We start from the raw sequence: 25934 nt of genomic DNA on the forward strand, positions 1-25934 counted from the left end.
TGACGTAATTTCGAAATGTTTTGTTCTCATGACATCTACGCTTAAGGATAATTGCAGACTCAGGTAAGGGACTTACGGCGAGGTTGAGTACTCTTCCCCAGACGCTGTCGGGATGCCCTTAACCCTGGAAGCAAACTTCAATAACGTTTTACTTCCTTGACTGATCGCGGGGTACGGTACGACGTCGCGCCATCGACCACTTCCCCGGGTCGTCTGCCAATTGTCTTTCGATCCTTGCACCTGATAAGCACGCTGTGCGTCGCCGGCATCCGCATCACTGAAGCTCCACGTGATTGTCGGATTGCTTACGTTGATATATTGGCCGTCCGAATAGGAAGTCACGGTCGTAACCGGCGGCGTATTCTGAAACGTCAACGATACATTGGAAACCTTGACAGCGTTATAGTTGTGAAGCTCGTTGCTTTCCTGCTTGGCATCGACAGCGATCCCAATATACACATCCGGGTTCATCCCGATCGTCAGTGGCAATCCAACCTGTGTCCACGTTTGACCGTCTTGAGACGCATAAGCCGTAAAGACGTTGCCTGTTCGGTTTAACTTTAGCCAGACAGGTATATTCGTCGCGGCCAGCACGGCTGTCGGTCTCGCTGGCGTAGTCGTAACGCCACCCTTTTGCCCGCGGGAGATCAGATGTACGGAGTATTTCGTCGGCTGAGTGTCCGATTTGACATAAGATGTGCTGATCATGACCATCGCGGAATCCGGGTCTAGCGTATTCCGGATCATGATGCCGGAAGCGGCGTATTGGTCAACCGGCGTGATGGACTCCACTTTCACGATCCTTTCTCCATCGCCTTTTAACAACTGGTTTGTGAATTGGAACGAATCCCGACTGCCGCTTATTACACCGGATCCTTTGACAGTATAGACGTTATTGGCATCGACGCTTGCGGTTCCCGCGATCGGCGGGTTGCCGATATCCACCGATTTCCATGCAGACTCTGCGTTTAGCGCAGCATCGTTGACATGAATCGGAATAATCGAGGACTGCGTCGATAGTCCGTTGCTGTCGATAGCTCTCGCCGACACATAATGGGTGCCCCCGCTTAAGTTAGTCCAAACAAATGAATAAGGAGCGTCCTTTGCCTCGCCCAATTTCACGACACCATCATAAAATTCCACTTTGGCAATAGAGGCAGCCGCGTGGGCAGTTGCTGTCGTTTGAAGCGTCAGGCTGGAGCCCGTCAGATGCAACTCGTTCAAAGACAGCGATGTTAACGCTACGCTCGGGTTTTTCGGCGCGTTTGTCCAATCGACTAGCGAATGGAGGTACATCTCTACGTTCGTATAGCCGCTTCCCCCCTTCTCCAGCGCGCTCCCGTCGCTATTGTCATTTTTGTTCAGCCCATGCTCATCTTCCCACACGTCGGGCATTCCATCCCCATCGGAATCTACCGGCGCAGGTGCCGAATTCATCTCGGGATAGCCGCCTACCTCTGTCGCCCTGTTTATAAACCGACCGGTCCCGTTTCTCACATCGTTGACAACGCGCGCGTCAACCGGATCTCGCTTCGGCAGGATGGCCCCGGCTTTGGCCAATACGCTGGTATAAGCGTCCTTGCCTGCTTCCGTAGCAACGGAACCGTCGGGCACGGAAAACTCGGTCGGAGACAAGCTTCCTCCATTGACGCGAACGCCAAGCTCGTTATTCGCCGTTACTTCCTCCGAGCCATCCATCACATTGCCCGCAACGTACCATGATCCGGTATCTGCTGAGGCAAATAGTTTTCTCACTGAAGCGTAGGTCCCGGGGCCGGGTTTGTAATAGTTGTTGACCATATTGATCTGGGATCCGTCCCCGCCGTATGTGGGTAAATATCCCCAGTCGTAGATGACATTGTTGCGCAAGTCGACGGTTGCCGGCTGTGGCGCCGTCCCCGCGCCGATGCGAGGATTTCGGCTCGTATTATGCGCGATCAGGTTATGATGGAATGTCGCGGAAGCGCCGCCCCAGATTCCGCCATAGCCGTGTTTGCCTTTATCGTGTCCGGACATCGTCAAGCTCTCGCTAATGATGCTCCACTGCACCGTGGTGCGGACATTGCTGTAGAACGAAAGCACCTCGTCCGTCGACCAGCTCGCGGAAACATGATCGACCAAAATATCGTGTATAAAGCGTCCGCCGAACGAATCCGGTTCGTTAGCAATATTTTGATCTCCCGGACGAAAACGGATATATCTCACAATAACGTTGCTTCCGCCTATGACCGTCTCACCATCCGCTACCGTTATGCCGTCCCCGGGCGCCGACTGCCCTGCAATCGTCAAGTTGCTTCCAGCTATTATTAACCGGCTCTTCAAATGGATGACGCCGGATACGTTGAACAGGATCATCCGATTGCTTTGAGATATCCCGTCGCGAAGCGAACCCGGACCCGAATCGTTTAGATTCGTTACATAATAAACACTGCCGCCGCGACCGCCGGTCGTATACATTCCCGCCCCTTCAGCTCCGGGGAATCCGGGTATCTTGGCAGGGGGCACTTTCGGCTCGGCTCCCGCTTCCTCCGATGCAGCTCCTTCTCCTAAAAGATTAACCGCGGTTACGACATAATAGTACATCGTACCGTTAACAACTGCTTCATCGGTGTAAGCCGGATCTGTCAGCCCGGAAGCGCTGACTTGATACGGTCCGCCTGCGCTGGTACTGCGCTTGACGTTGTAGGATATAGCACCGTCTACCGTGTTCCAAGTCAGGCTTACTTTGGCATTCCCTCCTACGGCGGTTAATCCGGTCGGAGCCACGGGTTTCAGATTGTCCGTTATTTGCGATTGTCCCGGAATCGCTCCGAATGCACTTTCGGTGAGCGTTGGGAGCGGGAAAAGCCCCACAACCATCGTGATCATCAGAAAGCAGGCAAGCCACCTCTTCGACCATATTGTTTTTTTCACAGATTTTGCCTCCCAGTTGGACAATTCTATCCCTTTCGAAATGCCGATAACGCTATTAGTTACGGGGTGCTGGTTCCTTTCAGAACGACATTAAACGTAATTGGGTTGGAGATTGCCTGCCAAAATCTGCAGTCCTAAAAGAATCTCTGTTTGAACCGTCAAGCCGTCATAACCCATACCGTTCCCGCTTCACTCAATCGGCATGAAACCGGGTAAGGGTTATAAACCGTACTGTAAATATTGTCGTTTTTTCCCTTTCCGGCCATCCAGCTTGATTTCGGGAGCGACGTTGTCGTAAACGACCCGCATCCCGGTAGCTTTCTTCGGCCAATAACATCCCGAAGCGTACAGACGCTGTCGGGATGTCCTTAACCCTGGAAGCAAACTTCAATAACGTTTTAATTGCTTGATTGGTCGCGGGGGACGGTTACAGTTACCGAGACCGTTGTCTTATTCCCCGCTTTATCGGTTGCGGTGTATGTGATCGTGTAAACGCGTCCGGAACCGGTACCCGCTCGTTCTGCACGCAGCATAAATGAAGTATCCGGGGTACCGTATTCTGCTCCTTGTATATCATTCGGCTGATCTCCGTTGCCCATGCCGCCGTCCGGTTCGTTGCTCGTTATCGAGATCAGCACGACCGAATCGATCCCCGACATGCCATCGTCCGCATAGACGCTCGCATTTACGGTTTCTAACTGATGGTTCACCGGCATGAGCGTTGTCTTGTCAAGAACGATACGAAGCGTCGGCGCCGTCTTGTCAATGTTGTTTACTGATGCTACAACCGTTCCTGTATTGCCTGCCCTATCCATGAATTCAAACGTAAAGCTGCCATTCTGACTGAACGTATAGCTGGTTGAACCGCCATTATTGGTGATCGTCACAGCCTCGCTTGGCGTAATGGTTGCAACTACATCTTTGTTGGTCGACGCTGTCGTGCTGTAGGCCGCTGTTGCCGTAGGCGCGACTTTGTCGATGTTCGTCACAGTGGCTGTAGCGCTGCCCTTGTTGCCTGCTGCATCCATAAATTCAAACGTGAAGCTTCCATTCTCGCTGAACGTATAGCTGGAAGCCCCGTTGTTATTGGTTATCGTCACTTGCTCATTGGGCTCGATCGTGGCTATAACATCCTGGTTTGTCATCGCCGTGGTGCTGTATACCACCTTGGCTGTCGGAGCTGCGGTATCTATGGCTAATGTTCGATAAGCCCACTTTGACAAAGCCCCCCGGGTATCTTGCGTCCGAACCCGAATGCTCCAGTTATCGTAATCCTGCATCATTGGAGCTTGATACGACGTCGCAGTATCGACCATTTCCCCGGAATCCCAAGCGGTCGTCTGCCAATTGTCTTTCGATCCTTGCACCTGATAAGCACGCTGTGCGTCGCCGGCATCCACATCACTGAAGCTCCACGTGAATGTCGGAGTGTTTACATTTAAATATTGCCCGTCCGTATACGATGTCAGGGTTGTAACCGGAGGCGTATTATCTGTTAACGGAATGATGGCGGTGCGCAGCGGGTTCCAGTTGTCAGTTCCTTTCATTACGTTTTGTACCGTGTACTGACTTGCTTCCTCCGGTGTAAGCTGTTTCGACCAGCCTGCTCGCGCTTTCGGATTCGCACCCGGTCCCCGGCTGTTATACTCGGAGTATCTGGCCGTTTTCTCGTTATTCGGATCGCCCCAGTTATTCCAGCCGTAAGGGGCGATCGACGAGTCGATCATCGTGTCGATGAAGGCTACTGCAGCGTACGGACGCCACGGTCTTCCGAAGTCGACGTTCTTGACCCCCGGATCGGAGGTGATTTTCGAATTTAGAAAGACAAACCCGTAGGTTGTAGTCTCCGGCGTACTTGCCGCGGTTAAATAACCGCCTTTCAGGCGCTTGCTGTGCAACTCATTGTTTTCGAAGAACGCGGTCGCCGGACCGTAAATGAAATCGACGTCGCCTTCGATATAGCAGTCTTTGAAATACTGCCGTTTCTCAATGTAGATCGTATCCTGGAAGCCGAGGAAACGGACATTTTTGTATACACCGCGGTCCCCGCTTAGAAAACCGGCGAGCGCCTGACCGGTGCCTGGACCGGAGTCGTTCTGGAAGGTCATGTTGTCGGCCGAAAAATCTTTGCCTTGCACGACGGCCGTGACCGTTTCGAGCGTACTATACGGCGTACCGTCAGGTTTCTTGGAATTCACGTTAAGATTGTAGACGAGAATCGTGCCGGTTGCGCTTTCGCCGACAAGGCTTACATACGGCTTGTTTGCCGGTACGACAATTTGCTCTCGATAGACGCCGTTGCGAATATAGATAACGGTCCTTTTGGTGTTATTGGCCGGAACCGCATTCAATGCCGCTTGAATCGTTGTAAAATCACCCGTTCCATCTTTCGCGACGACCAAAACATCCGCAGGGGTGACAGCGATCGGTTCGGAATGATAGCTTTCCCCATGGGCGTTTACCGCTGAAATCACATAATCGTAGGTTACGCCATTGACAAGGCCCGCGTCCTGATAGCTTGTCCCGGGAATACCGGTCTTAATGGTCTCGTATTGACCGCTGCTGAATGCACCACGTTTGACGGTATACGATACCGCCCCGCTGACCTCTCGCCAAGTCAATATGACCTGGGCATTGCCGGCAACAGCTTGAATGCTGTCCGGAATTGCAGGCGCTCCGCTCGGCGCAGGGACTACCTGAACGGATGCGGAATTGGCGCTTGCAGTCGCCGGGCTTGCGCCCGATACGACATAGTAATACCTGGTGCCGTTGCTTACCGTTGAATCTGTATATTGGAGATCTGTTACACCCGAAACAACCGTCTCATAGTTTAGGCCATTTTCCGTACTGCGCCTCACATCGTAAGATAGAGCTCCAGCAACCTGGTTCCAGCGGATCGTAACCTGACCGTCGCCGCTTATAGCCGTCAAACCGGTTGGAGCGTCGAACGGCGTTATCGGTACAACGGCGGCAGCGGCAGAAGGCGCGCTTTCCCCTACACTGACGGATGTGACCTGATAATAGTATCTAGTACCGTTGTCCAGTCCGAAATCACGGTACTTGGTGTCCATTACGTCGGCAATTTTGGTGTAGGGGCCTGCAGGATCGGTGCTCCGGTAAAGCCTGTATGCGATGACCGGATAATCAACCGGCGGATTCCAGGTCAGATCTGCCTGGCTGTTTCTGGGCTTGGCCGTAAGATTGGTCGGTACGCCGGACAGACTCGGAATATCTTCGGCAAACGCTACACTCGAAGCCATGGGGCTTCCGATCTGAATCCATGAAAGCAATAACAGCAAACTTACAATAGCCAAAATACTTTTTCTCATACGCTTCCTCCTAATGAATAGTATCAACATCATGTCGAAAACAAGAAATCCGCACTACGATTTTTCAATTTTTTATGGTGATATACACCTCCATCTTCAGTTTGTAACCGTTTTCATTGTATCGCATTTGATTGTATCGCATTTGATAGAAGCGAACTTTATATTACACCTCCAAGACCCAGTTTCAGGTCCGGAGGTGTTGCATCGCTCACTTTCGTGACTTCGTAACTAGTTATTTGTTGTCATGCGGCACTGTAACCTCAGCAGTAGCCGTCGTTTGGTTTCCTGCCAGATCGGTGATCGTGTAAGTAATCAGGTAGATTCGCCCTTGCCCTTTGCCGGATCGCTCGGCTCGCAGCTGGAACTCCGTATCAAAGGTTCCGATTTCGGCACCCGCGATATCTCCCGCCGTATCTCCGTCACCCAAGCCGTCGTCCGGTTCATTGCTCGTGATCGAGGTCAGCACGATCGTACTGACACCGGCGCCTTCATCCTGCCCATAGACGCTCATACTAACGGTTACCAGCTTGTGATTCGCAGTTGATAAAGTCTGCTTATCCGGAATCAAGATTAAGGTAGGCGCTATCGTATCAATGTTGCTGACAGTGGCTGTAGCGCTGCCCACGTTGCCCGCTGCGTCAACAAACTCAAAGGTGAAGCTTCCGTTAGCCGTGAATGTATAGCTGGTTGATCCGCCATTGTTGATAACCGTAACTGCCTCGCTTGGCGTAATCGTTGCTACTACAGCTTGATTGGTCGGCGCTGTTGTACTGTACGCCACCGTCGCCGTAGGTGCGATTTTATCGATGTTATACACAGCGGCTTCAACCGAGCCTTTGTTGCCCGCAGCATCCATAAATTCAAAGGTGAAGCTTCCGTTGTCCGTGAATGTATAGCTGGTTGATCCGCCATTGTTGATAACCGTAACAGCCTCGCTTGGCGTAATCGTTGCTACTACAGCCTGATTGGTCGGCGCTGTTGTGCTGTAAGCCACCGTCGCCGTAGGTGCGATTTTATCGATGTTATACACAGCGGCTTCAACCGAGCCTTTGTTGCCTGCAGCATCCATAAATTCAAAGGTGAAGCTGCCGTTAGCCGTGAATGTATAGCTGGTAGATCCGCCATTGTTGATGACCGTAACAGCCTCGCTTGGCGTAATCGTTGCTACTACATCCTGATTGGTAGGCGCTGTTGTGCTGTAACCCACTGTTGCCGTTGGAGCGACATTATCGATGTGGGCTTTGACAAAATCATTCTCAACGTTTACCTCATTTACGAGCACCCACATAAAATAAAGTGTTTTGGCCGCTTTCGCTCTTGCAACGATCATCTTCGGCTCAAGCTCTGTGCCATTGATCATCTTGCCTCTCGCGATACCTTTCTCCGACCGGATGAGACCCAATTCATAAGCATCCTTTACCTTATTGACCAACACAGGAGATATATCCGCCGTATCCGTAAGCTGCTCGAAGGAAACAAGCGGATAATACATCGCGCCTTTGGCGCCAGAATCCAAATTCGGATCGTAGTTCGGGCTGCCGGGCACTGCGGTCGTGCCGTTGTAATCGGTCATGTACTTCGGCTTCGTAGTACCGAATTTGGCCCGATAAGCATCGTCCAATATAGCGCCCATTACCTCGCGTGTCAGCTCTCCGTTCGCATATCCGGCCAATACCGATGAATCCACGTCCATAATCGAGCTGATGGCTCTAACGAATTCGCCCACCGACATCTTCATGTCGGGATTAAAGTTTCCATTGCTATCCTTGCTCATAACGCCAAGCTGAAGCAGCTTCTCAATCTGATTCCGATAATATGAGCCTGCACCGGTCGTCGTATCCTTGGCCATTTCCGGGAAGATGTTCGACCAGTCGCCCGCTGCGATGGCAGCCTTGACGTCTTGTTTAAGAAAAGAAGCAATATTCGCGGCTTTCGGATCGCCTGCGGCTCCTTTGCCAGCGATTTCCGTAACGATGATCCGGGCGAATTGTTTCCCGAGAGCTTCCTTATAGTGAGTTCCGTCTATTTTGTTTGACGGATGTCCGTTGGCGTAGCTTCCGTCGTTGGTTTTGCCCGGCGTTTCCCCCGCTTCAATGGACATGACGATCGCGGTCGTCGCTTCGACTCCGATAGCGTTATAATACTTGAGGCTTTCCGAGTTCAGATCAACAACGGTGACTCCCAGTTCCTCAGCAGCCTTTTTCATAATATCCGGGAACAATCTGGTTTTAAAAGAGTTCGTATAGACAGATCCTGGCTGCGCAGCACCATTGACCCTGGACATCGGAGTCACCAGTACGGGAATCATCCCGCGAGCCCGAATGGCAGGAACATACACTTCCTTGATATAAGATTCATACATCGCTTCAGTAGCGCCTCTGCCGAATCGACGGTTCTCATCCGTACTTTCGTCATTATGACCGAACTGAAACATCACGTAGTCCCCGACTTTTCCTGTCATCAGAATATCGTTAAAACGGCCTTCCGTATAAGCGCTCTTGAACGAACGTCCACCCATCGAATAGTTAACGACATTCACTTTGCTCAAATCGAACATATTGTCAAATACTTGACCCCAGCCACTCATCGGCGTTTCGTCAAAGGTGTAGGATTTGACTGTGGAATCCCCCAGCGTATAAATCGTCGGAAGGCTTCCAGCAGCGCGCGTTTGCGGTGCGATCGGAGTAAGGACGATTTCCTGCACGCCAACAGGCGTATTGGTTTTGTTCGGTTCAATCTCGATATCGATAAAGCTCCGCCCGTTGATAAAGTTATAGGTCCATTCCTTTCCGCTCGCTGTAATGAAATTGCGTATTGGCACTAGCTTTGCCGTATCCCAGTATCCGCCTTTCAGGAGCCGGCTCGTCTGCATGCCCGAAACCGATACGGTTGTGTCCGCAGCAGCGGAGGTTGTTTTAACGTAAACTTGGTACGCTCCCGGAGGAGCTTTGATCCGAAATGCCATGCCGTAATTGTTGTAGTTGTCCTTCTCAAAGCCTTTCTCTGCATAAAATTGCGGTTCGCTAATGACAAAACCGGTTCCGTCCGAAGTAATTGGAGCCGTATGCACTTGTCTTGCCGGCAGCGCGCTGGTCTCATTAACAAAGCCGTAGCCAACCGAAGAGTTGTACAGCGGCGCACCGTTATTCGGGCCATAAACCACTGACGAGTATCCGTCTTTAGCTGTGTTGGTAAAATTAAATTTGTAGGTAATTTGTTCGACCTTGTCGGGTACGTTCTGAATGAGATTAGCAATCACCATCAGATCCTGATTATCGATTTTCCCGTCCAGGTTGATGTCCCCCGCTTTGACCAAGTCCCAGTCGGAATCCGCGGATGATTTGCCGTAATGAGCAGTGATCCATCCCAAATCTGCGATCCCGATTTCCCCATCCTTGTTGACATCCATAGGATCATAATTGAAATTAACTGTGTTAGAGAAATTTTGAATCGCCTTATTCAGCTCAAGGGCAGCTTGATTGATCTCCTGCTGTGTCGACGCACCGTTGCTCTCAACCGCCTTGGCAGTCTGGATCGCCGATTGGAACGTTGCCTTCGCTCCAGACGGGTACTGCCCTGTGCCTGTTCCTTCCACTGCGGCGAGGACCGCAGCTTCCGCATTGACAATAATGAAATGGAGAACCGATATATCCGCATTCACACTCCCTTTTATTGTGCTGCTTACCGTCTCGGACGGCGCGCTTTGACCATCCGCATTGTTTGCGGCCACCGTATAATAGTAGGTTTGGCCTGCCATTACGTTAACATCTGTATAGGTCGTGTCATATACGGAACCGGCGATCGCCGTAAAGCTGCCGTCGCTTGTTGTGCTGCGTTGCACGCTGTAGTAGGCGGCTCCAGCAACAGGGCTCCAATTCAGCGTAATTGTACCGTTGCCCGCCGTCGCGTTCACTCCTCCCGGGGCTGACAGTGCTTGTGGAGCTTCTTGTCCGGGCAGCATGCTGATTAACGTCGGCTCCCATCCGTCTGCTCCCGCCAATATTCGCTGCGGCGTATATTCATTGGCTTCACTAGCCGTTAATTGTCTGGTCCAGCTGAACCTGCCCTTCGCATTGGCTCCCGGCCCGCTGCTGTTATACTCCCCGTATCTGGCCGTCGCTTCATTGCTGACACTGCCCCAGTTGTCCCAACCGATGGCTTTGATATGGGCATCCATCCAGCTGTTGATATATTTGACATTGGCGTACGGCCTCCAGGGTCTGCCCAAATCGACGGTGCTGTTCGTTGCGCTGATATTGGCATCGATATCCCAAGAGGAATCCCAGCTTCCTACCGTTACGAAAGATTTTAATGCAGAAGTGCCTCGTGTCAATCTCGAGTTCAGGAACACATAACCGAATTCAGCTGTCGCATCCGTTGAAGCAGCTGTAATATGACCTCCCGCCTTGCCTACGAATTTGATCTCCGATCTGTCGAAGACCGCCTTCGCATTGCCGAAGATATAATCGCCATCGCCTTCAATAATAACGTCCTTATAGTATTGTCTGCCGCTGTTCGCATAGAGAGTGTCCTGGAAGCCGAGCACCTTCACGTTCGTAAATACAGCGCGGTCTCCCGTCACAGACAACGCAACGGCCGGTGCAACCAACGTTCTCGGGTACGCTGTATTTTGAATCGTCAAGCTGTCCGCCGTGAAATTGGTTCCGGTTACGCTGACCGAGTAGCTGTTGCCTGTTCCCAAAATGAGCGTTCCTGCAGGCAAAGCAGAGCAGAAGCCCGCAGCCGCCGGAGTTCCGGTCGGGCTCTCCTTGCAGGCATAGTCGTCGTAGGTCAAAACCGTGCCGTCCCGGCTTTGGCCAACCAAGCTGACATAAGGCTTATTAACCAAAATCTTTTCCTTATACACGCCGTTCTTGATGAAAATAACGGTTCTGACCGTATTGTTCGATGCGATGGAATTTACCGCATTTTGAATAGAAGTGAAATCTCCCGTACCGTCCTTCGCAACGACGATCATTGACGCAGGTGTCGCAATGGCCGGCTTGCTGGGCGCACCTTCTCCATTTGCACTCGTAGCCGCCACGATATAGTAGTAGGTCGTGCCGTTCAAAGCAGTGTCATCGTTGGCGTTTGTTCCGGTCAAGCCTGCGCTCAATACCGTGTACGGTCCGGCAAACGAGACCGCTCTCTTCACCGAATAGGAAGCCGCCCCCGGCACAGGATTCCATTGTAATGCCACCTTGTTATTGCCGGGGTTAACGGCAACTCCGTCTGGAGCGGCCGGCGCCCCTACCGCTATGGAAGCAGGCGATGCGGCAACTTGTATGGAATTCATGCTTTCGAGCTGTCCGTTGGAAGCGGAAACCACATAATAATAGATTGTGCCGTTGACCGCCGTTACATCCGTATAGCCCTCCGAGGCGACGTTAGCCGCGATCGTTGCGTAAGGGCCGCCGGAGTTCGTGCTGCGTTTCACGGTATAATAGGCTGCGCCGCTGACAGGCTCCCAACTTATAGCAACCTGCGAATCGGCAACATTGGCAATAACATTCGCAGGCGACGCAAACGGTGCGGCCAGCTTCGCAACAACAGGCGCGCTGTCGTTGCCGGGTGTTCCATCGGGCGCTGTACTTGCCAATGTATAATAATAGGTCGTACCGTTCGTTAAGCCTGAATCATAGTAGCTTGTTTGCGTATACGGCAGCGTGCTTGAAAGGGTTGTATACGGTCCTTCCAAAGACGTGCTGCGTTTCAACGTATACTGGCTTGCGCTTGAAACCTGGCTCCATGATAGGCTTACCGCTGAATCACGGGCGACAACGGCTATATTCGCCGGAGGCTGGGGCAACGCCGCAGATGCCGTTGGCGTTACGGATTGCTCCACCGAATCGTTATTGCCGAATGTATTGACAGAGCTAATCTTATAGTAATAGGTCGTATCATTCGTTACGGTCGAGTCGTAGTAATCCAATTGCGTAACAGGAAGTCCCGAAGCAATCGTCGTATACGGTCCGCCGGAAGTCGTGCCGCGCAGAATCGAATACGACTCTGCGTTTTTCGCAGCCTTCCATAACAATTTTACTTTGGAGGCGTATGGCGTAAGGCTTCCCCAGACAGGCGCATCCGGCAGCGCATTCGGCTTGTAGACAATGATGTTATCCAGCAAAATATTTTGCGCTGTCGTGCCGCCGGTAGTTGCCGAATACGACTTGGCGACCGCATAATCCGTCGGCGCAGCACCGAGCGTTTTCAGCGAGAACGGTTGGCCCTCCAGCTTACCGATCACCGTTCCGTCGCTCATTTTGGTAACGTAGTAGTCGGCACGGAACGAAGTGAAGTTGACAACTGCCTTCAAATGGTACCATACCCCGTTCGAGACGCTGTTCGGTGTAATATTGGTAAAAGCTCCGGTGCTGTCCTTCCATGCAATTCTGCCGCCTTTGAGGTCGACTTGAACGAGCGTATCCGTCGTACGATTCGCATCATTGATCCCGCCGGACAAGGCCAGGACTGTTCGACCGCGGCTGATATCGTTCGTTCCGTTCGGGACAGTTGTGTCTCCGAAGAAATACATATCCTGCTCAATCGTCAAGATGCCTTCTTTAACATTTTGTCCCAATGATTTGGCGATGGCCGTGGAACCGCTGCCATCTCCGACAGTTTGGCCAAGCCCGTTCTTGCCGTCCAAGTCCCTGAGCAACAAAGCATCGGAAGTAACGGCTTCGCCTCCGTCCATTCCTGTTCTGGTAATGCCGATCGAACTGTTGGCGCCGGTAATCGTAGGCGTATAGCCCGCTACCGTCGTCATAGGGTTTGTGGTTTTCATCACCGTCGCATCAGTTACCCCATTAAAATCGTCATTGATTAGCGCGGTATTCCCGGAAGGCACAGACACGGCTGCCGCTGCTTTGCTATCTATTTGAGGAAAGGATGCTGTTAATAAAAGTGCAGCCAACCCAATTTTCAATAACCTATTCAACCAGACCACTTCCTTTTCATGTAACGTTGTCGTTTACTTGGCAGAAGGAGCAACTTGTATGATGGATGGATTAGCCTGCAACACAGCAAAGCTTTGAGACGCCCCGTTGGAGACTTTAAAAGAAGTGAAACCAAGCGTCGCTGCATCCGTACCCGAGACCGGCTTCGCTTTAAACTTCAATTCAATAATATCGCCGCTGGAGGTTATGGCGCCAGCCGCTCCCAGACTGGACGCGATAATCCTCACCTGACCCGGAATGTCCGTCTTCTGAGCGATGATCTGGAAGCCCGGTTTGAGCGAATCGGCGGAAACAAGTTCCACAGTGTTCGTCCCGAATTGCATGGTGAAATCCAATGCATACACCGATGAGTATTGGGAGGACGAAACATTGCTTAACCCTACCCGGTAGCTGAACTCCTGCCCCGAATATACGGTCGCAGGCCCGCTAAGCTTTGCGATCGGCAAGTCGGCAGGGATGCTCGTTTGGCCGCTAATGAAAATATACATGCTTCCATGAACCCCGCTGCCGTCTTTTGCGGTCGCGACAACCTTGACTACTCCGTTATTCTTCGCGGTCAGCAATCCGTCGGCGTCAATCATCGCCCGGCTCGAAGGCGTAATTCCGTCGCTTTCAAACACCTCCCAGGCAACCGACGGGTTTGTCGCATTGCCTGGAAGTACCAATGCCCGCAAGGACCGCGAGCCATTCTTCGACGTGATCGAGTTCACTCCGCCAGCCGCAATTACCGAGATGGAGGACACCCGCACGAGAGCAACCGGAGCTTTGTCTATCAACCCGATCGACTCTTTCGGATTCCAACCGTCGGAGCCGCCAAGAGTGGATGCTATGGTATATTGTGCCGCTTCTTCCGCTGTCAATTGTGTCGACCAATTGACACGCCCAGCCGGGTTGGCTCCCGGTCCGTAACTTAAGTATTCTGAAAAGCGGGCAGTCTTCGAACGGCCGGCAACCCATTCGTTCCAGCCTGTAGTCCGGATATGCTCCCCAAGGTAGTTATTGATATACGTCGTGCTGCCGTAATCTCTCCATGGTCTGCCGAGGTCTACAGTTCCGGCAGACGCATCTGCACTGGCAATCAGTTGATTGTTGATAAACACGTATCCCGGCTTGCCCATTTCCGTAGACGGTGCCGTCACATAACCGGGACCAACGCTTTGGATGATGTTGTTCTCTAATACGGCCGCGGAGCTTCCAAAAATAAAGTCAACGGTTCCCTCAATGTGGCTGTTGACAAAATACTGCCGTCCTCTTTCGGTCTGCAGCGTATCCTGGTAACCTAACAGTTTCACGTTGCGGAAAATCCCCCGGTCGCCTTCGGCATAGAGCGCGACGGCTTGCCCTGCAGTCCGCCCGGCATTGTTCTGAACCGTCATATTTTCCAGCGTAAAGTCAGTTCCCGACGTCCTCAGCGTATAGCTGTTGCTTGTACCGAGCGGCTGTCCGTTCGGACCGATCGTGCTTGCGGAATCTCCATTGACAAGCACAGTCTCTTCCCGGCTTTCCCCGATCATCGTGATCATTTTTTTCGTCGAAGGGACAAGCACCTTCTCGTTATAAATGCCGTTCTTCACTTTGATGATCGTAAGCCTCGTGTTGTTGTCCGGAACGGCATTGACTGCATCCGCAATTGTGCTGAATTGCCCGCTTCCATCCTTGGCCACGGTGAATACTGCGCCCGGTACTGCCTTAACCGGCAAGGAATGATAGCTAAGACCTTTATCGTTGTGCGCCGCAACAGCGTAATAGTAAGCTGTATCATTAGCCAGCCCCTTATCAGTGAACGCCAGCCCAGCCACTTGATCGGCGATAACCGAGAATGGTCCGTTCTTGCTGGTTGAGCGAACCACCTGGTAATCGCCAGCACCGCTGACCGCATTCCACGTCAACTGAATCTCCGTATTTCCCGGATCCGCTTTGATGCCAACCGGCACATCCGGCTGGCCGACGTTCAGTACGGGGCGAGCCGCTGCAACAGTGGATTCCAAGCCGGTACCCGACTCGTTTGCGGCAGATACTTTGTAGTAGTAAGGCTGACCGTTAACCAGCTTTGTGTCGGTGTAATTCGTTCCCGTCACATCTGCAGCGAGAATCATATATGGCCCCTCTATGCTCGTGGCCCGTTTCAGCGTATAACGGTTGGCTTGTGCAGCCGGGGTCCAGCTCAGCGTTACTTGGGCGTCACCCGCCTCCGCCGTCAAGCTAGGCGTACCAATCTGTGCAAGGGCAACGCCGCTCACAGAAGCCGAGACTTCACTTTCTCCCGCTACATTCGTAGCCGTTACTGCGTAATATTCGGTTACGCCATCCGGCACGCCGCCCACCCGGTAAGCCAAGTCCGTAATATTGGAAGCGACGACCTCGAAGGGTCCCGATGGGCTGGCCGCTTTTTTCACCGTATAGAAATTTACATTGTCCACGGCGTTCCAGCTCAAATCCAATTGCGAATCCCGGATCACCGTTTTCAGTCCTGTAGGTGCCGCAGGCTTTATAGCGGATGCCGACGGGGTTACTTGCACCTGATTGGAAGCAGCGGATTCTCCGCCAACTCCGTTGGCCGTAACGACGTAGTAATACGTCTTCTCGTTCGTTACTGTGTTATCAATAAACGAAGCTGTCTGCGATTCAGATTGGATCGTTGTATAAGGGCCTCCATCCGTTTCGCTTCGCTTCACATTGTACGAGGTCGCCCCTTGTACATCCGGCCATTTCAATTCAACAGCTTCATTGCCCGGTACCGCAACCAATCCCTTCGGAGAAGCTACCGGCTCCACATACACCTTCACGTTATCCCAATAGGGGCTGCCCGATCCACTTCCCGGTGTGGAGAAATGAATACGGCCAATTCCCTTTGCTTGCGTATCGGCTAGAGCCGTGCTGAGGAAATCAATTTCCAGAGTCACCGCCGGAACATTATCTACATAAATCTTTGCTTTGCCCGTTTGAACGTTTGCTTCAATCTTGAAATTGATCCAACGGTTCAAAGGCGGCAGCTCATTTGTCACCTTGACGTACGTACCGCCATTGTTGATGACGAACACATTATTGGTTCCATCCGCTTTGCGGATTTCCAAAGACAAAGGCGTCTTACCGCCATCCGGTGTCTGCAGCTGGAGCAGGCCGGCAGAGCCGATCATCGATTGCTGCATGTAATCCGCTTCGAGGATGACTGTACCCTTTTGCGGTGTAAAGGTCTTCGCAACTCTGGTGTTCACCGTGCCTGTATCAAAAAGCTGCATGACTTTGCCCGAGCTGTTCCCTGTACTCGTTCCAGGAACTGCCTGTGTAATCACTTTATTCGTGGCTGTCGCTGGAATCGGATTGACCAAGGTGTATCCGGCAGGCATTTCTCCAATGGTATCTCCTTCAAAATTGTCCTGAGCGAGCCAAATGACCTCAGGAGCACCTGTTGGAGTCGCGCTGGCCTCCGTTGAATCGAAGCTTTCGCCATTCGCATTTAACGCACTAATGACATAATAATACGTTTTACCCGTTACTAAGTTCGTATCGGTATAGGACGATGACGTCGCGTTTGGCATGATCGTTGTGTAAGGGCCGCCAGGGACGTCGCTTCGTTTGATGTTGTAGCTGGTTGCAGTGCTTACCGGGGACCAGCTCAGCACCGCTTTATTTTGTCCTGCCGTTGCCACTGGCGCCTGTGGAGGCGTCGGAAAGTCTGCGGCTAACGTATGAAGTTCCACGCCGCTGAATAAAGAAGTGTTGTATTTATTAATGTCGTCTATCGTCTTGGAGGCGTCCACCGCTAACCCGATATAAACGGTTTCCGACATCGGAATGTCAACGGATGAGACCCGCTTCCAGTTCGTCTTGTCTGCGGATATCAGTCCTGTCAACTGGTTGCCAAGCCGAACGAGCTTAACCCAATACGGCGTATTGATGAAATCATCCGGCTCCGCCCTCGCAGAATCTCCGCCTGTCGCCGAACGGCTGATTATGACACCTTTCTTGCCAAATTTGACATAAGGAACCGCCATGAGTGCCATCTTGGAGGAAGGATCCAGCGTTTCCCGAATCATGACGCCTGCTTCGGCATTGTCATCCGTAGGAGTAACATGCTCGACTCGAGCGATGATTTCGCCGTTGCCTGTTAACGACTGATACGCGAAGTGGAACGCGTCGGCAGTGCCGCCGATATCCCCCGCAGCTTTGACCGTTACCGTCTGTGCGTTGCCTTCCAGCTGTGTATGGCCCGGGATGCCTACAGAACCAATATCTTGCGCTTGCCATGGAGTGATCGGACCGGTTTTGTTTACGTGGATAGCGACATTGTCCGATTGCGTCGAAAGTCCCGCGTTGTCCGTTGCGCGAACGACAAGGAAATGCGTGCCGTCCGTCACGTTATTCCAATCAAAGCTGTACGGTGCCGCCAAATCCTCCGCTATGGCAATGCCATCAACAATGAATTCTACTTTGGCAATCCCGTCCTTATCAGAAGCAGAAGCCTCCACGGTTACATGGCTTCCAGCTTCTTTCAAGTTGTTGTTAACTGGGGATGTGATCGAGACAACTGGGTTATCCGTATTGTTGCCGCCCGCGTTTCCTTTGACAATCAAGCCATGAAGATACACCTCAAGGTTCGTATATCCTTCCGGAGACAAATTTACCCCGTTTCGATCATCCGGGTTTGCAGGGGACAAGCCCTTTTCCAATTCCCAAGCATCATCTATCCCGTCATGATCCTGATCGACTACGGTTGAGACGACTGTCGGATAATCGGGATATCCGCCCACTTCAAGCGGGGAATTCATATACTGGCCGGTTCTGTTTTTCACGTCGTTCATGACCCGGGCATCGATCGCATCACGCTTTGGCAAAGTAGCCCCCGCACCTGCGAGGACATGATTGTACGCGTCCTGAGCAGATTCAGGCACGTAGCCGCCGGCGACCTGCGCGGGCTGAGACAGCTTCAAGGAAGGGTCTTGCACACTTTGCACGCCAAGCCAGTTGTCCGATGTGACCGCAGCGTCGCCATCCATAATATTTCCGCCTACGTACATCTTGCTCGGTGAAGTGAGTTCATTGAACAATTGATTGCGCACATTGTAATAAGTATTTGCGCCATATTTATAATAGTTATTACTCAGGTTGTACTGCCCTTCGCCGCCGGTGCCATATGCGGATAACAGGCCCCAATTGTAAATCACGTTGTTGGTCGACTCCACGATGTCATATTCTTTCTTGACCGTCGGGAATCTCGGGTTGCGGCTGAAGTTGTGGGCAACAAGGTTATGAAGGAAGCTTGCGTTGTTTCCTCCCCAGATGCCGCCGTAACCGTGACGCCCCTTTTGATGCGTCGTCATCAGCATGCTTTCCTCCGCGATCGACCACTGCACCGTCGTGTTCTGATTGTCGTAAAGACTGAGCACCTCATCGACCGACCAGCTGAAGGAGCAGTGGTCGACGATGATGTTTTTGTGATAGCGAAAGCCGAAGGCATCGTCCTCGCTGGGATAACGATCGCCCAGGCGGAAACGCATATACCGGACAATGACATTATCCGCCTCGACGGTCGTCGTGTAATCGGTTACAGTAATGCCGTCGCCGGGAGCGGTTTGTCCTGCGATGGTTAAGTTCGAGCCTGTAATTTTAAGGCTTTCCTTCAATCGGATCGTTCCTCCGACGCGGAAGACGATCGTCCGGTTGCTCTGGCTTACAGCGTCTCGCAGAGAGCCGGGAATTGGCGTTTCATTGATCTTATAATCCGCGAGCGTTGTAATCTCATATACCGCTTGACCGCGCCCGCCGGTCACATATTTGCCTCCGCCTTCGGCGCCCGGAAATGCCGGCAGCGAACCCAATGCTGCTTCAGCGTGAGCACTTACAGGAATGGATGCGGCAAACATAGCTGCAACAAGAATTTGTGAAAACCATTTCTTCATAACGTGCCTCCTTAGAGTTTTGTGGAGCAAAACTGACTTCGTAAGCATATCCTAATCGATGAATATGATCAGGAATGCCCCCGATCAGGGTTCGGGGAACACTCCTATCTTCCTAAAGGATGGGTTACTTCTTCTTGATTTTCTCGTATGCCTCCTTGTACTCCGTTATCAGCTTCTCGCCGCCGGCCTTTTTCCACTTCTCGATCTCGGCCTTCCAGCCTGCCTCGTCAATCTTGCCCATAATAAATTTCGTTTCGGCATCGGTCATGATCTGTTCAAGCTCCTTGCCCTTTTCCAAGTAGGTTGCGGAAGTGAGCGTCAGCGCCGGATTGGGAACAACAAACTTCTCGTTATCCCTGCCGATTTGTTGATTTTTACGGAACAGATCGGGCTGTTTCATCGGCTTGGCAATGTTGTACCACTCATTTCGTTGAGGAAGATTATCCCGATAAGGCTTTACTTCCTTCGCATCCGCATCCCGGTTTAACGGCAAGGTAACGTCTCCGCCGTCTTGCCAATGCCTGCCTTCAATTCCTTTAACCAAGAGTGTCGCCATTGGCGGATCCATCAGTTTGTCCATGAATGCCAGTACTTTTTTCATTTCTGCTTCCGTTTTCACAGAGCTTTTCGGAATAGCCAAGAAGCCATTGTTTCCGCTTTCTCCCGGTATTCTTTTGCCATTCGGGCCTTCAAAAGAAGCGTTGTCGATAACGGCGTTCGGTACGACCTTAACAATCTTATCCTGCCAGCTCTGAGCATTGCCTCCAGAAATTCGGATCGCGGCACGCCCGGTTTCATAAGCCTTATCGATCTCAGAGACATCGACTACGGCAAAGTCTTGGTTGATCAGCTTTTCGTCATAAAGACGTTTGAAGAACTTCAACGTATCGAAGAAGGACGCGGTCATGAATTCGGGAGTAAAGGATCCATTCTCGTACATCCACTTGTTCGGACCGCCATTCATCACCGAGAACCGGGTCAGCGTTGAATCTGCATTTAGGTTGTATTTCTTCTCCATCATAAATCCGTAGGTGTCGTTCTTCCCGTTCTTGTCGGGATCGCCCAGCGTCATTGCTTTGATTACGTTATACCAATCATCCAGAGACTTCGGCACCTTGAGACCGGCAGCGTCAAACCAGTCCTTCCGGTAATGGACGACGGAACGGCCCAAATCGCGGAACAAAGGGACGCCGTAAATTTTTCCTTCTACGGAAATATTATCGAAAAACACCGGATTTTGCGCTGACAAGTTTTTGTAATCTTTCAGGAATGGGCCGATTTCCCAGAACAGATTTTCTTTCAATGATCCGATGGCTGTCGGATTGTAGCTGAGCTTGATCAGCTTCGGAAGCTCGCCGGAAGCGATCATGACATTAACCTTCTCGTCGTAGGCTGATTGAGGAATCCACTGGAATTGCAGATCGGTATTCGTGTACTGCTCCATCGCTTTTTCCATATCGTTGTCGTTCGCGGGAGTTTCCCCTACCTGGTTAATGACGATTGAAATTGGGAAGGGCTTGCTATCCGTTTCCTTCACGACTTCTGTATTGCCCACTTCCTTGTCGCCGCCGCAGGCCGACAGCATCACCGATGCAAGCAGCACTGTGCTCATTCCTAATGCAACCTTTTGCTTGTTCATAGTTCTACCCCTTCGTTATGAAATGTTATTTAAAACCTAGCCCTCATAGTCATCCTAAGAAAGATAAGTTATAAACCGATGTATTCGAAATAGTCAAAATCCGCATGGTTAACGCTGGACTCACCATTACTGCTAGCGAAGAGACCGATGTACGCTCCTGTGAAGCCCCCCGCCGTATCTGTGCTGAGAATGGTGCCGTCTATATCTTCCGCCAAGTGCTGCCACTGCTCAGCCTCCGCTGCATAATCGAAACGAAGGGACTGTCCGATCGCTTCCACCCTCAAATAAAGCTGGCTCGTATCGATGCTCCGCCTTGCAAGCACCATTTCCTCGCCGGCAATCCTGCTCACAAGGCGAACTTCCCTCTGAGATTCATCATCCAAGCCGCATTCCAAACGATATTGAAAATTATGGTTTTGTAATAACACCAAACCGGCTCTTTCCTTAATCGTACCCGGCGCAAATTCTAGCTTCGTCCGCACGGCATAGGAAATATCCTGCTGCCGACGGCCTACAAAGCTTGGATTGCAAACCTCGGATATCGACTCTGGTTTAAGCCTCAGCCTTAGATAACCCGGACGCTCGCTTAAGCTCCAAAACTCTCCTCTCGGAGTCCGGATGAAATTCCATCTGTGCTCCAATACCGGAGCATCAAAATGATCACAAGCAGGTAATGCAGGCCACCTTGCTTCGGGCAAATTCGGCTTTGGCATCTCCCATTCAATGATTCCTTTACCCGGATTCACTAACGGCCAATCGTCCTCCCAATTCATGGAAACGAGGAACGTTTCACGCCCCATGTTACGGTAATATCCCCCATACGGCCGGGAAGCCAAACATACCATCCACCACTCCCCAGTCTGCGTTCGAACAAGATCCGCATGGCCTACATTTACAATACCGTGCTGTTTGCCAAGATGCCGATGCGTCAAGATCGGATTCCGTTTGCATACCTCATAAGGTCCGGTTAGCGATTCGCTCCGTGCAATGGTAACTGCATGAGTAAAGCCCGTTCCTCCCTCAGCAATAAGCAAATAGTAGTACCCGCCCACTTTGTAAAGATGCGGGGCTTCTTGTGCGTGAGCTTGCTTCAGCGCCCCGTCCCACAGACTAAGTTTCGGACCGACCAACTGTTTCGTCTCCAAATCCAGCTCCTGAAGCCAAATCTCCATATGCTTCAGATATTGCTGTCCGCTCGGCGGCACCCGGTTTCCTGTATAGTAGACCTTGCCGTCATCATCGAAGAACAAGGAAGGATCAATCCCAGGCGCATCATCCAACCAATACGGATCCGACCATGGTCCGGCAGGGTCTGTGGCCGTAACGAAGAAATTTTCGCGCCCGCCGGGAACTCTCTCCGTAAGCGTCGTAATCATATAGAAAACACCTTCATGATATCTTAACGTGGGGGCATAGATCCCCCGAGAAGCTGGAATACCATCCAGATTGAGCTGCGACGGCCGATCGAGCACATGTCCGATCTGACGCCAATGAACTAAGTCCTTGCTGTGGAAGATTGGGACACCGGGAAAATATTCGAAAGTCGATGTGACCATGTAATAATCCTCCCTCACCCTACAGATGGAAGGATCAGGGTAAAACCCGGCAAGAATCGGATTGCGAAACGTTTCCATTCAACTACTCCCTTCTATTTAGTAAAAACGCTCTATCCCTTCACCGAACCCAGGAGCACACCCTTCGTAAAATGCTTCTGCAAGAACGGGTATACAAACAGAATCGGAACGGTAGCAAATACAATAACAGCCATACGAATGGTTAAGGGCTGAATCTGGGCTTCATCGATACTTGCATCGCCGATCCGGCTTTGCGCTAAAATAACGATCTCCCGCAGGAGCACCTGAATAGGCCATTTCGTATTATCGTTGATATACAGAATAGCATTGAAAAATTGATTCCAATGAGACACCGCATAGAAAAGAGCGAATGTGGCCATGGCCGGCATCGATAAAGGGAGAACGATACGGAATAATACACCCAGATCGCTGCATCCGTCGATTTTCGCCGAATCCTCCAAACCATCCGGTATTTGTTGAAAAAAGTTTTTAAGCACGATGAGATTGAAGCCACTAATTGCGCTTGGAATCATCAAAGCCCACAGTGTATTGGTTAAACCCAGCGCTTTTACTATAAAATAAGTGGGGATCAACCCGCCTCCGAACAACATCGTAAACAATACGGCTAGCAAAATGTATTTTCTGCCCCGGATATGCGACTTCGATAGCGGGTAGGCCATCAGTGATGTTAACAGCAGATTAATGAAGGTGCCTACAACTGTGATGTAAATAGAAACCATTAAACTTCTGACCAACGTATTTGTTGAGAAAATGTATCGGTAGGAGGCAAGGGACCATTCCTTGGGAAACAAAATGATGCCCCCTCTTGCTACCTCCTCCGGACTGGTGAAAGAAACCGCCAGAATATATAGAAACGGCAGTCCGCAAGCAACAGAGAAGATGAGTAAGAAGCTGTAGTTAAAAATATCAAATAGGCGGTTGCCTAAAGTTTTATCGTATGTCATTGCGATGTCCTCCTTTTTTGAAACAAACGGTATTAGTACACGCCTTCCTGTCCGAATCGTTTGGCAAGCCAATTCGAGCCAAGGACCAAGACCAAACCTATTGCTGATTTAAATAAACCTACCGCCGCACTATAGCTATATTGCGCCTGTGTTAATCCTTTCGTATATACATAGGTATCGAATACTTCCCCTAAGTCCCTATTGGTTGGCGTGATCATCAAGAAGATATGCTCGAAGCCGGAATCCAGAAAATTCCCGAGACGCAGAATCATCAGAATAATGATCGTGCTGCGAATCGCAGGGAGAGTAATATGCCAGAGCTGTCTCCATCTTCCGGCTCCGTCTATGCGCACAGCTTCATACAGCTGCATGTCGACACCGGATAAAGCTGCAAGGAAAATAATTGTGCCCCAACCGACTTCCTTCCATATGGATTGCGAAATAATCATCGTCCGGAACCATTCCGGTTCAAGCAGGAAGGCGATTTTCTTCCCGCTGATCGCATAGATCAGTTCATTTAAAATCCCGTTCTCCGTCGTAAGCAGCATATAAAATATACCGACGACAACGACCCATGAGACAAAGTGCGGAATATAGATGAGCGTTTGTACGAATCGTTTGAATCTTTCCCTGCGAAGCTCATTCATCATTAACGAAAGAATGATCGGCAGCGGGAAGAAAAAGACCAGATTATAGATCGCAATAATGATTGTATTTCTAAACAGCATGCCGAATTGCGGCTCACTAAAGAATCGCTCGAAATGCTTAAAACCGACCCAAGGGCTTTCAAAAAAACCAAGGTGGGGCTTATAATCCTGGAATGCCATGATCAGTCCGTACATCGGGACATATTTGAAAATAAGAAAGTACGCCACACCCGGTAACATCATCAGGTATAACCATTTGTCCCTAATGAATTCCTTCATCAGTAAAGCGAATTTCGATTTTCGAACCTGTCCGTCCGATCGTCCCGACTGCAAAATCAAGTCTGCTTTCATCTTAAGCTCCTCCACATCTCTTTGTTTATGCCTTTATTATTGGACAGAATCCTTGTGGCAGGCTATACCTGCGGCATAACCTCTTTCGCTGTTCTGCCCTTTTCCAGAGCTATAGCTTCCAGACAACTATATATGCACAAACGAAAAAACCCTTGATTTCTCAAGGGTTCTACGGCATTTCCCAGTATTGGCGGTCTTATTTATCCTTATCCTTCTTGGTATAAGCTTCTTCATATTCACGAATCATCTTGTCGCCGCCGGCTTCTCTCCACTTGTTGATTTCGGATTTCCAGCCTACTTCATCGATCTTCCCCATAATAAACTTGGTCTGCGCATCTGTAATCAGGACCTCGAGCTCCTTGCCTCTCTCGGCATAGGTTTCTGATTCTAAGGTTAACGCTGGGTTAGGGACAATATACAACTCATTCTCCTTGATGATCTGCTGATTTTTCCGATAGAGGTCGGGTTGGCGTATAGGCTTCAGGGCAGGATTACTGTCAATATACGGGAAAGAATCTCTATAAGTCTTAACCTCCTTTAGATCCAGTTCACGATCGAGAACCTCCGTATACTCACCTTTATCGATCCAATGTCTATTTTCAATTCCTTTAGAAAGCACGGTTTGCATGGCAGGCTCCAACAGCTTATCTAGAAAAGCTAAAATTTTTCTCATTTCCGCTTCCGTTTTCACCGCATCCTTAGGAATAGCCAGGAAACCCACATTGCCCGGTTCGCCAGGGAGCCGAATCCCTCCAGGACCCTCTAACGGAGCCACCTCCACAACCGCTGAAGGAACCGTCTTTACCAGCTTATCTTGCCAGCTTTGGGCATTCCCCCCGACAACCTGAGTACCCGCCCGCCCCAAATCATATAACCTTGACGTTTCCATAGCATCCACGACTGCAAAATCCTGATTCATCAGCTTTTCTTGATAAAGCCGTTTAAACAGCTTCATCGTTTCATAGAACGGCTCCGTCATAAATTCGGGGGTGAAGCGGCCTTTCTCCACCTTCCATTTATTCGGCCCTCCTTGTGATACGGAAAACCGCGTCAGTGTGGAGCTTACATCCTGATTGTATCTTTTCTCCAGGATAATCCCGTACGTATCATTCTTCCCATTTTTGTCCGGATCGCCAAGTGTGAGCGCTTTCATGACTGCATACCAATCATCCAACGTCTTTGGCAGCTTTAAACCCAAGATGTCAAACCAGTCTTTACGGTAATGGATAACTGCACGACCAAGGGGACGGTACAATGGTACCCCGTATATTTTCCCGCCGACAGCAATATTATCGTAAAACTGTTTATTTTGAGCAGATAAATTTTTGTAATCCTTTAAATAGGGTCCGATCTCCCAAAACTGGCCCGCCTTCAGCGTAGCAATGATCGTCGGCGTATAGCTGAGCTTGATCAATTTCGGAAGCTCTCCGGAAGCAATCATCACCTTAACCTTCTCATCGTAGGCCGAAAATGGGATCCATTGAATCTGCAAATCCACGTTCGTGTACGCTTCGATGGCCTTTTCAATCTCGTTGTTCTTGTGAGGAATCTCTCCAATTTGGCTGACCACGAGCGAAAGAGAAGAGGTTTTAGTAGTATTTTCCACTTCCGGCCATTTATCCTGGCTGCATGCAGTCAACAGCAAGGAGGATATAAG

Annotated in this window: 9 protein-coding genes; all 9 read right to left on the reverse strand. The window is 50.8% G+C overall.

Annotated elements, in window-relative coordinates; translation table 11 throughout:
- Window positions 1–72: 72 nt before the first annotated feature.
- Window positions 73–2913, reverse strand: a complete 2841-nt coding sequence (locus QFZ77_RS01255) for an Ig-like domain-containing protein (RefSeq protein WP_307434889.1) — start codon at window positions 2911–2913, stop codon at window positions 73–75.
- Window positions 2914–3311: 398 nt separating this feature from the next.
- The gene (locus tag QFZ77_RS01260; protein WP_307434892.1) at window positions 3312–6242 is read right to left on the reverse strand and encodes a pectinesterase family protein; all 2931 of its coding nucleotides are present in this window, start codon (window positions 6240–6242) and stop codon (window positions 3312–3314) included.
- 232 nt (window positions 6243–6474) lie between these two features.
- Window positions 6475–13182 carry a pectinesterase family protein gene (locus QFZ77_RS01265; RefSeq protein WP_307434895.1) on the reverse strand — a complete coding sequence of 2236 codons (6708 nt, stop codon included), beginning with the start codon at window positions 13180–13182 and terminating at the stop codon, window positions 6475–6477.
- Window positions 13183–13215: 33 nt separating this feature from the next.
- Complete coding sequence (locus QFZ77_RS01270) at window positions 13216–19101, reverse strand: pectinesterase family protein (RefSeq protein WP_373462550.1); 5886 nt, start codon at window positions 19099–19101, stop codon at window positions 13216–13218.
- A 124-nt stretch (window positions 19102–19225) separates the two neighbouring features.
- The gene (locus QFZ77_RS01275) at window positions 19226–20740 is read right to left on the reverse strand and encodes an extracellular solute-binding protein (RefSeq protein WP_307434898.1); all 1515 of its coding nucleotides are present in this window, start codon (window positions 20738–20740) and stop codon (window positions 19226–19228) included.
- 68 nt (window positions 20741–20808) lie between these two features.
- A complete protein-coding gene (locus QFZ77_RS01280) occupies window positions 20809–22374 on the reverse strand; it encodes a glycoside hydrolase family 43 protein (RefSeq protein WP_307434901.1) in 1566 nt (521 codons plus the stop codon).
- 32 nt (window positions 22375–22406) lie between these two features.
- Window positions 22407–23279 carry a carbohydrate ABC transporter permease gene (locus QFZ77_RS01285; protein WP_307434904.1) on the reverse strand — a complete coding sequence of 291 codons (873 nt, stop codon included), beginning with the start codon at window positions 23277–23279 and terminating at the stop codon, window positions 22407–22409.
- A gap of 32 nt (window positions 23280–23311) precedes the next feature.
- Entirely contained in the window at window positions 23312–24205 is an 894-nt protein-coding gene (locus tag QFZ77_RS01290) for an ABC transporter permease (RefSeq protein WP_307449160.1), read from the reverse strand.
- A gap of 268 nt (window positions 24206–24473) precedes the next feature.
- Window positions 24474–25916: an extracellular solute-binding protein gene (locus tag QFZ77_RS01295; RefSeq protein ID WP_307449162.1), complete on the reverse strand. Its 1443-nt coding sequence runs from the start codon at window positions 25914–25916 to the stop codon at window positions 24474–24476.
- Window positions 25917–25934: the final 18 nt, after the last annotated feature.

Origin of the sequence: Paenibacillus sp. V4I3 (genome assembly GCF_030817215.1) — a bacterium.
In the GTDB taxonomy this organism is placed as follows: domain Bacteria; phylum Bacillota; class Bacilli; order Paenibacillales; family NBRC-103111; genus Paenibacillus_E.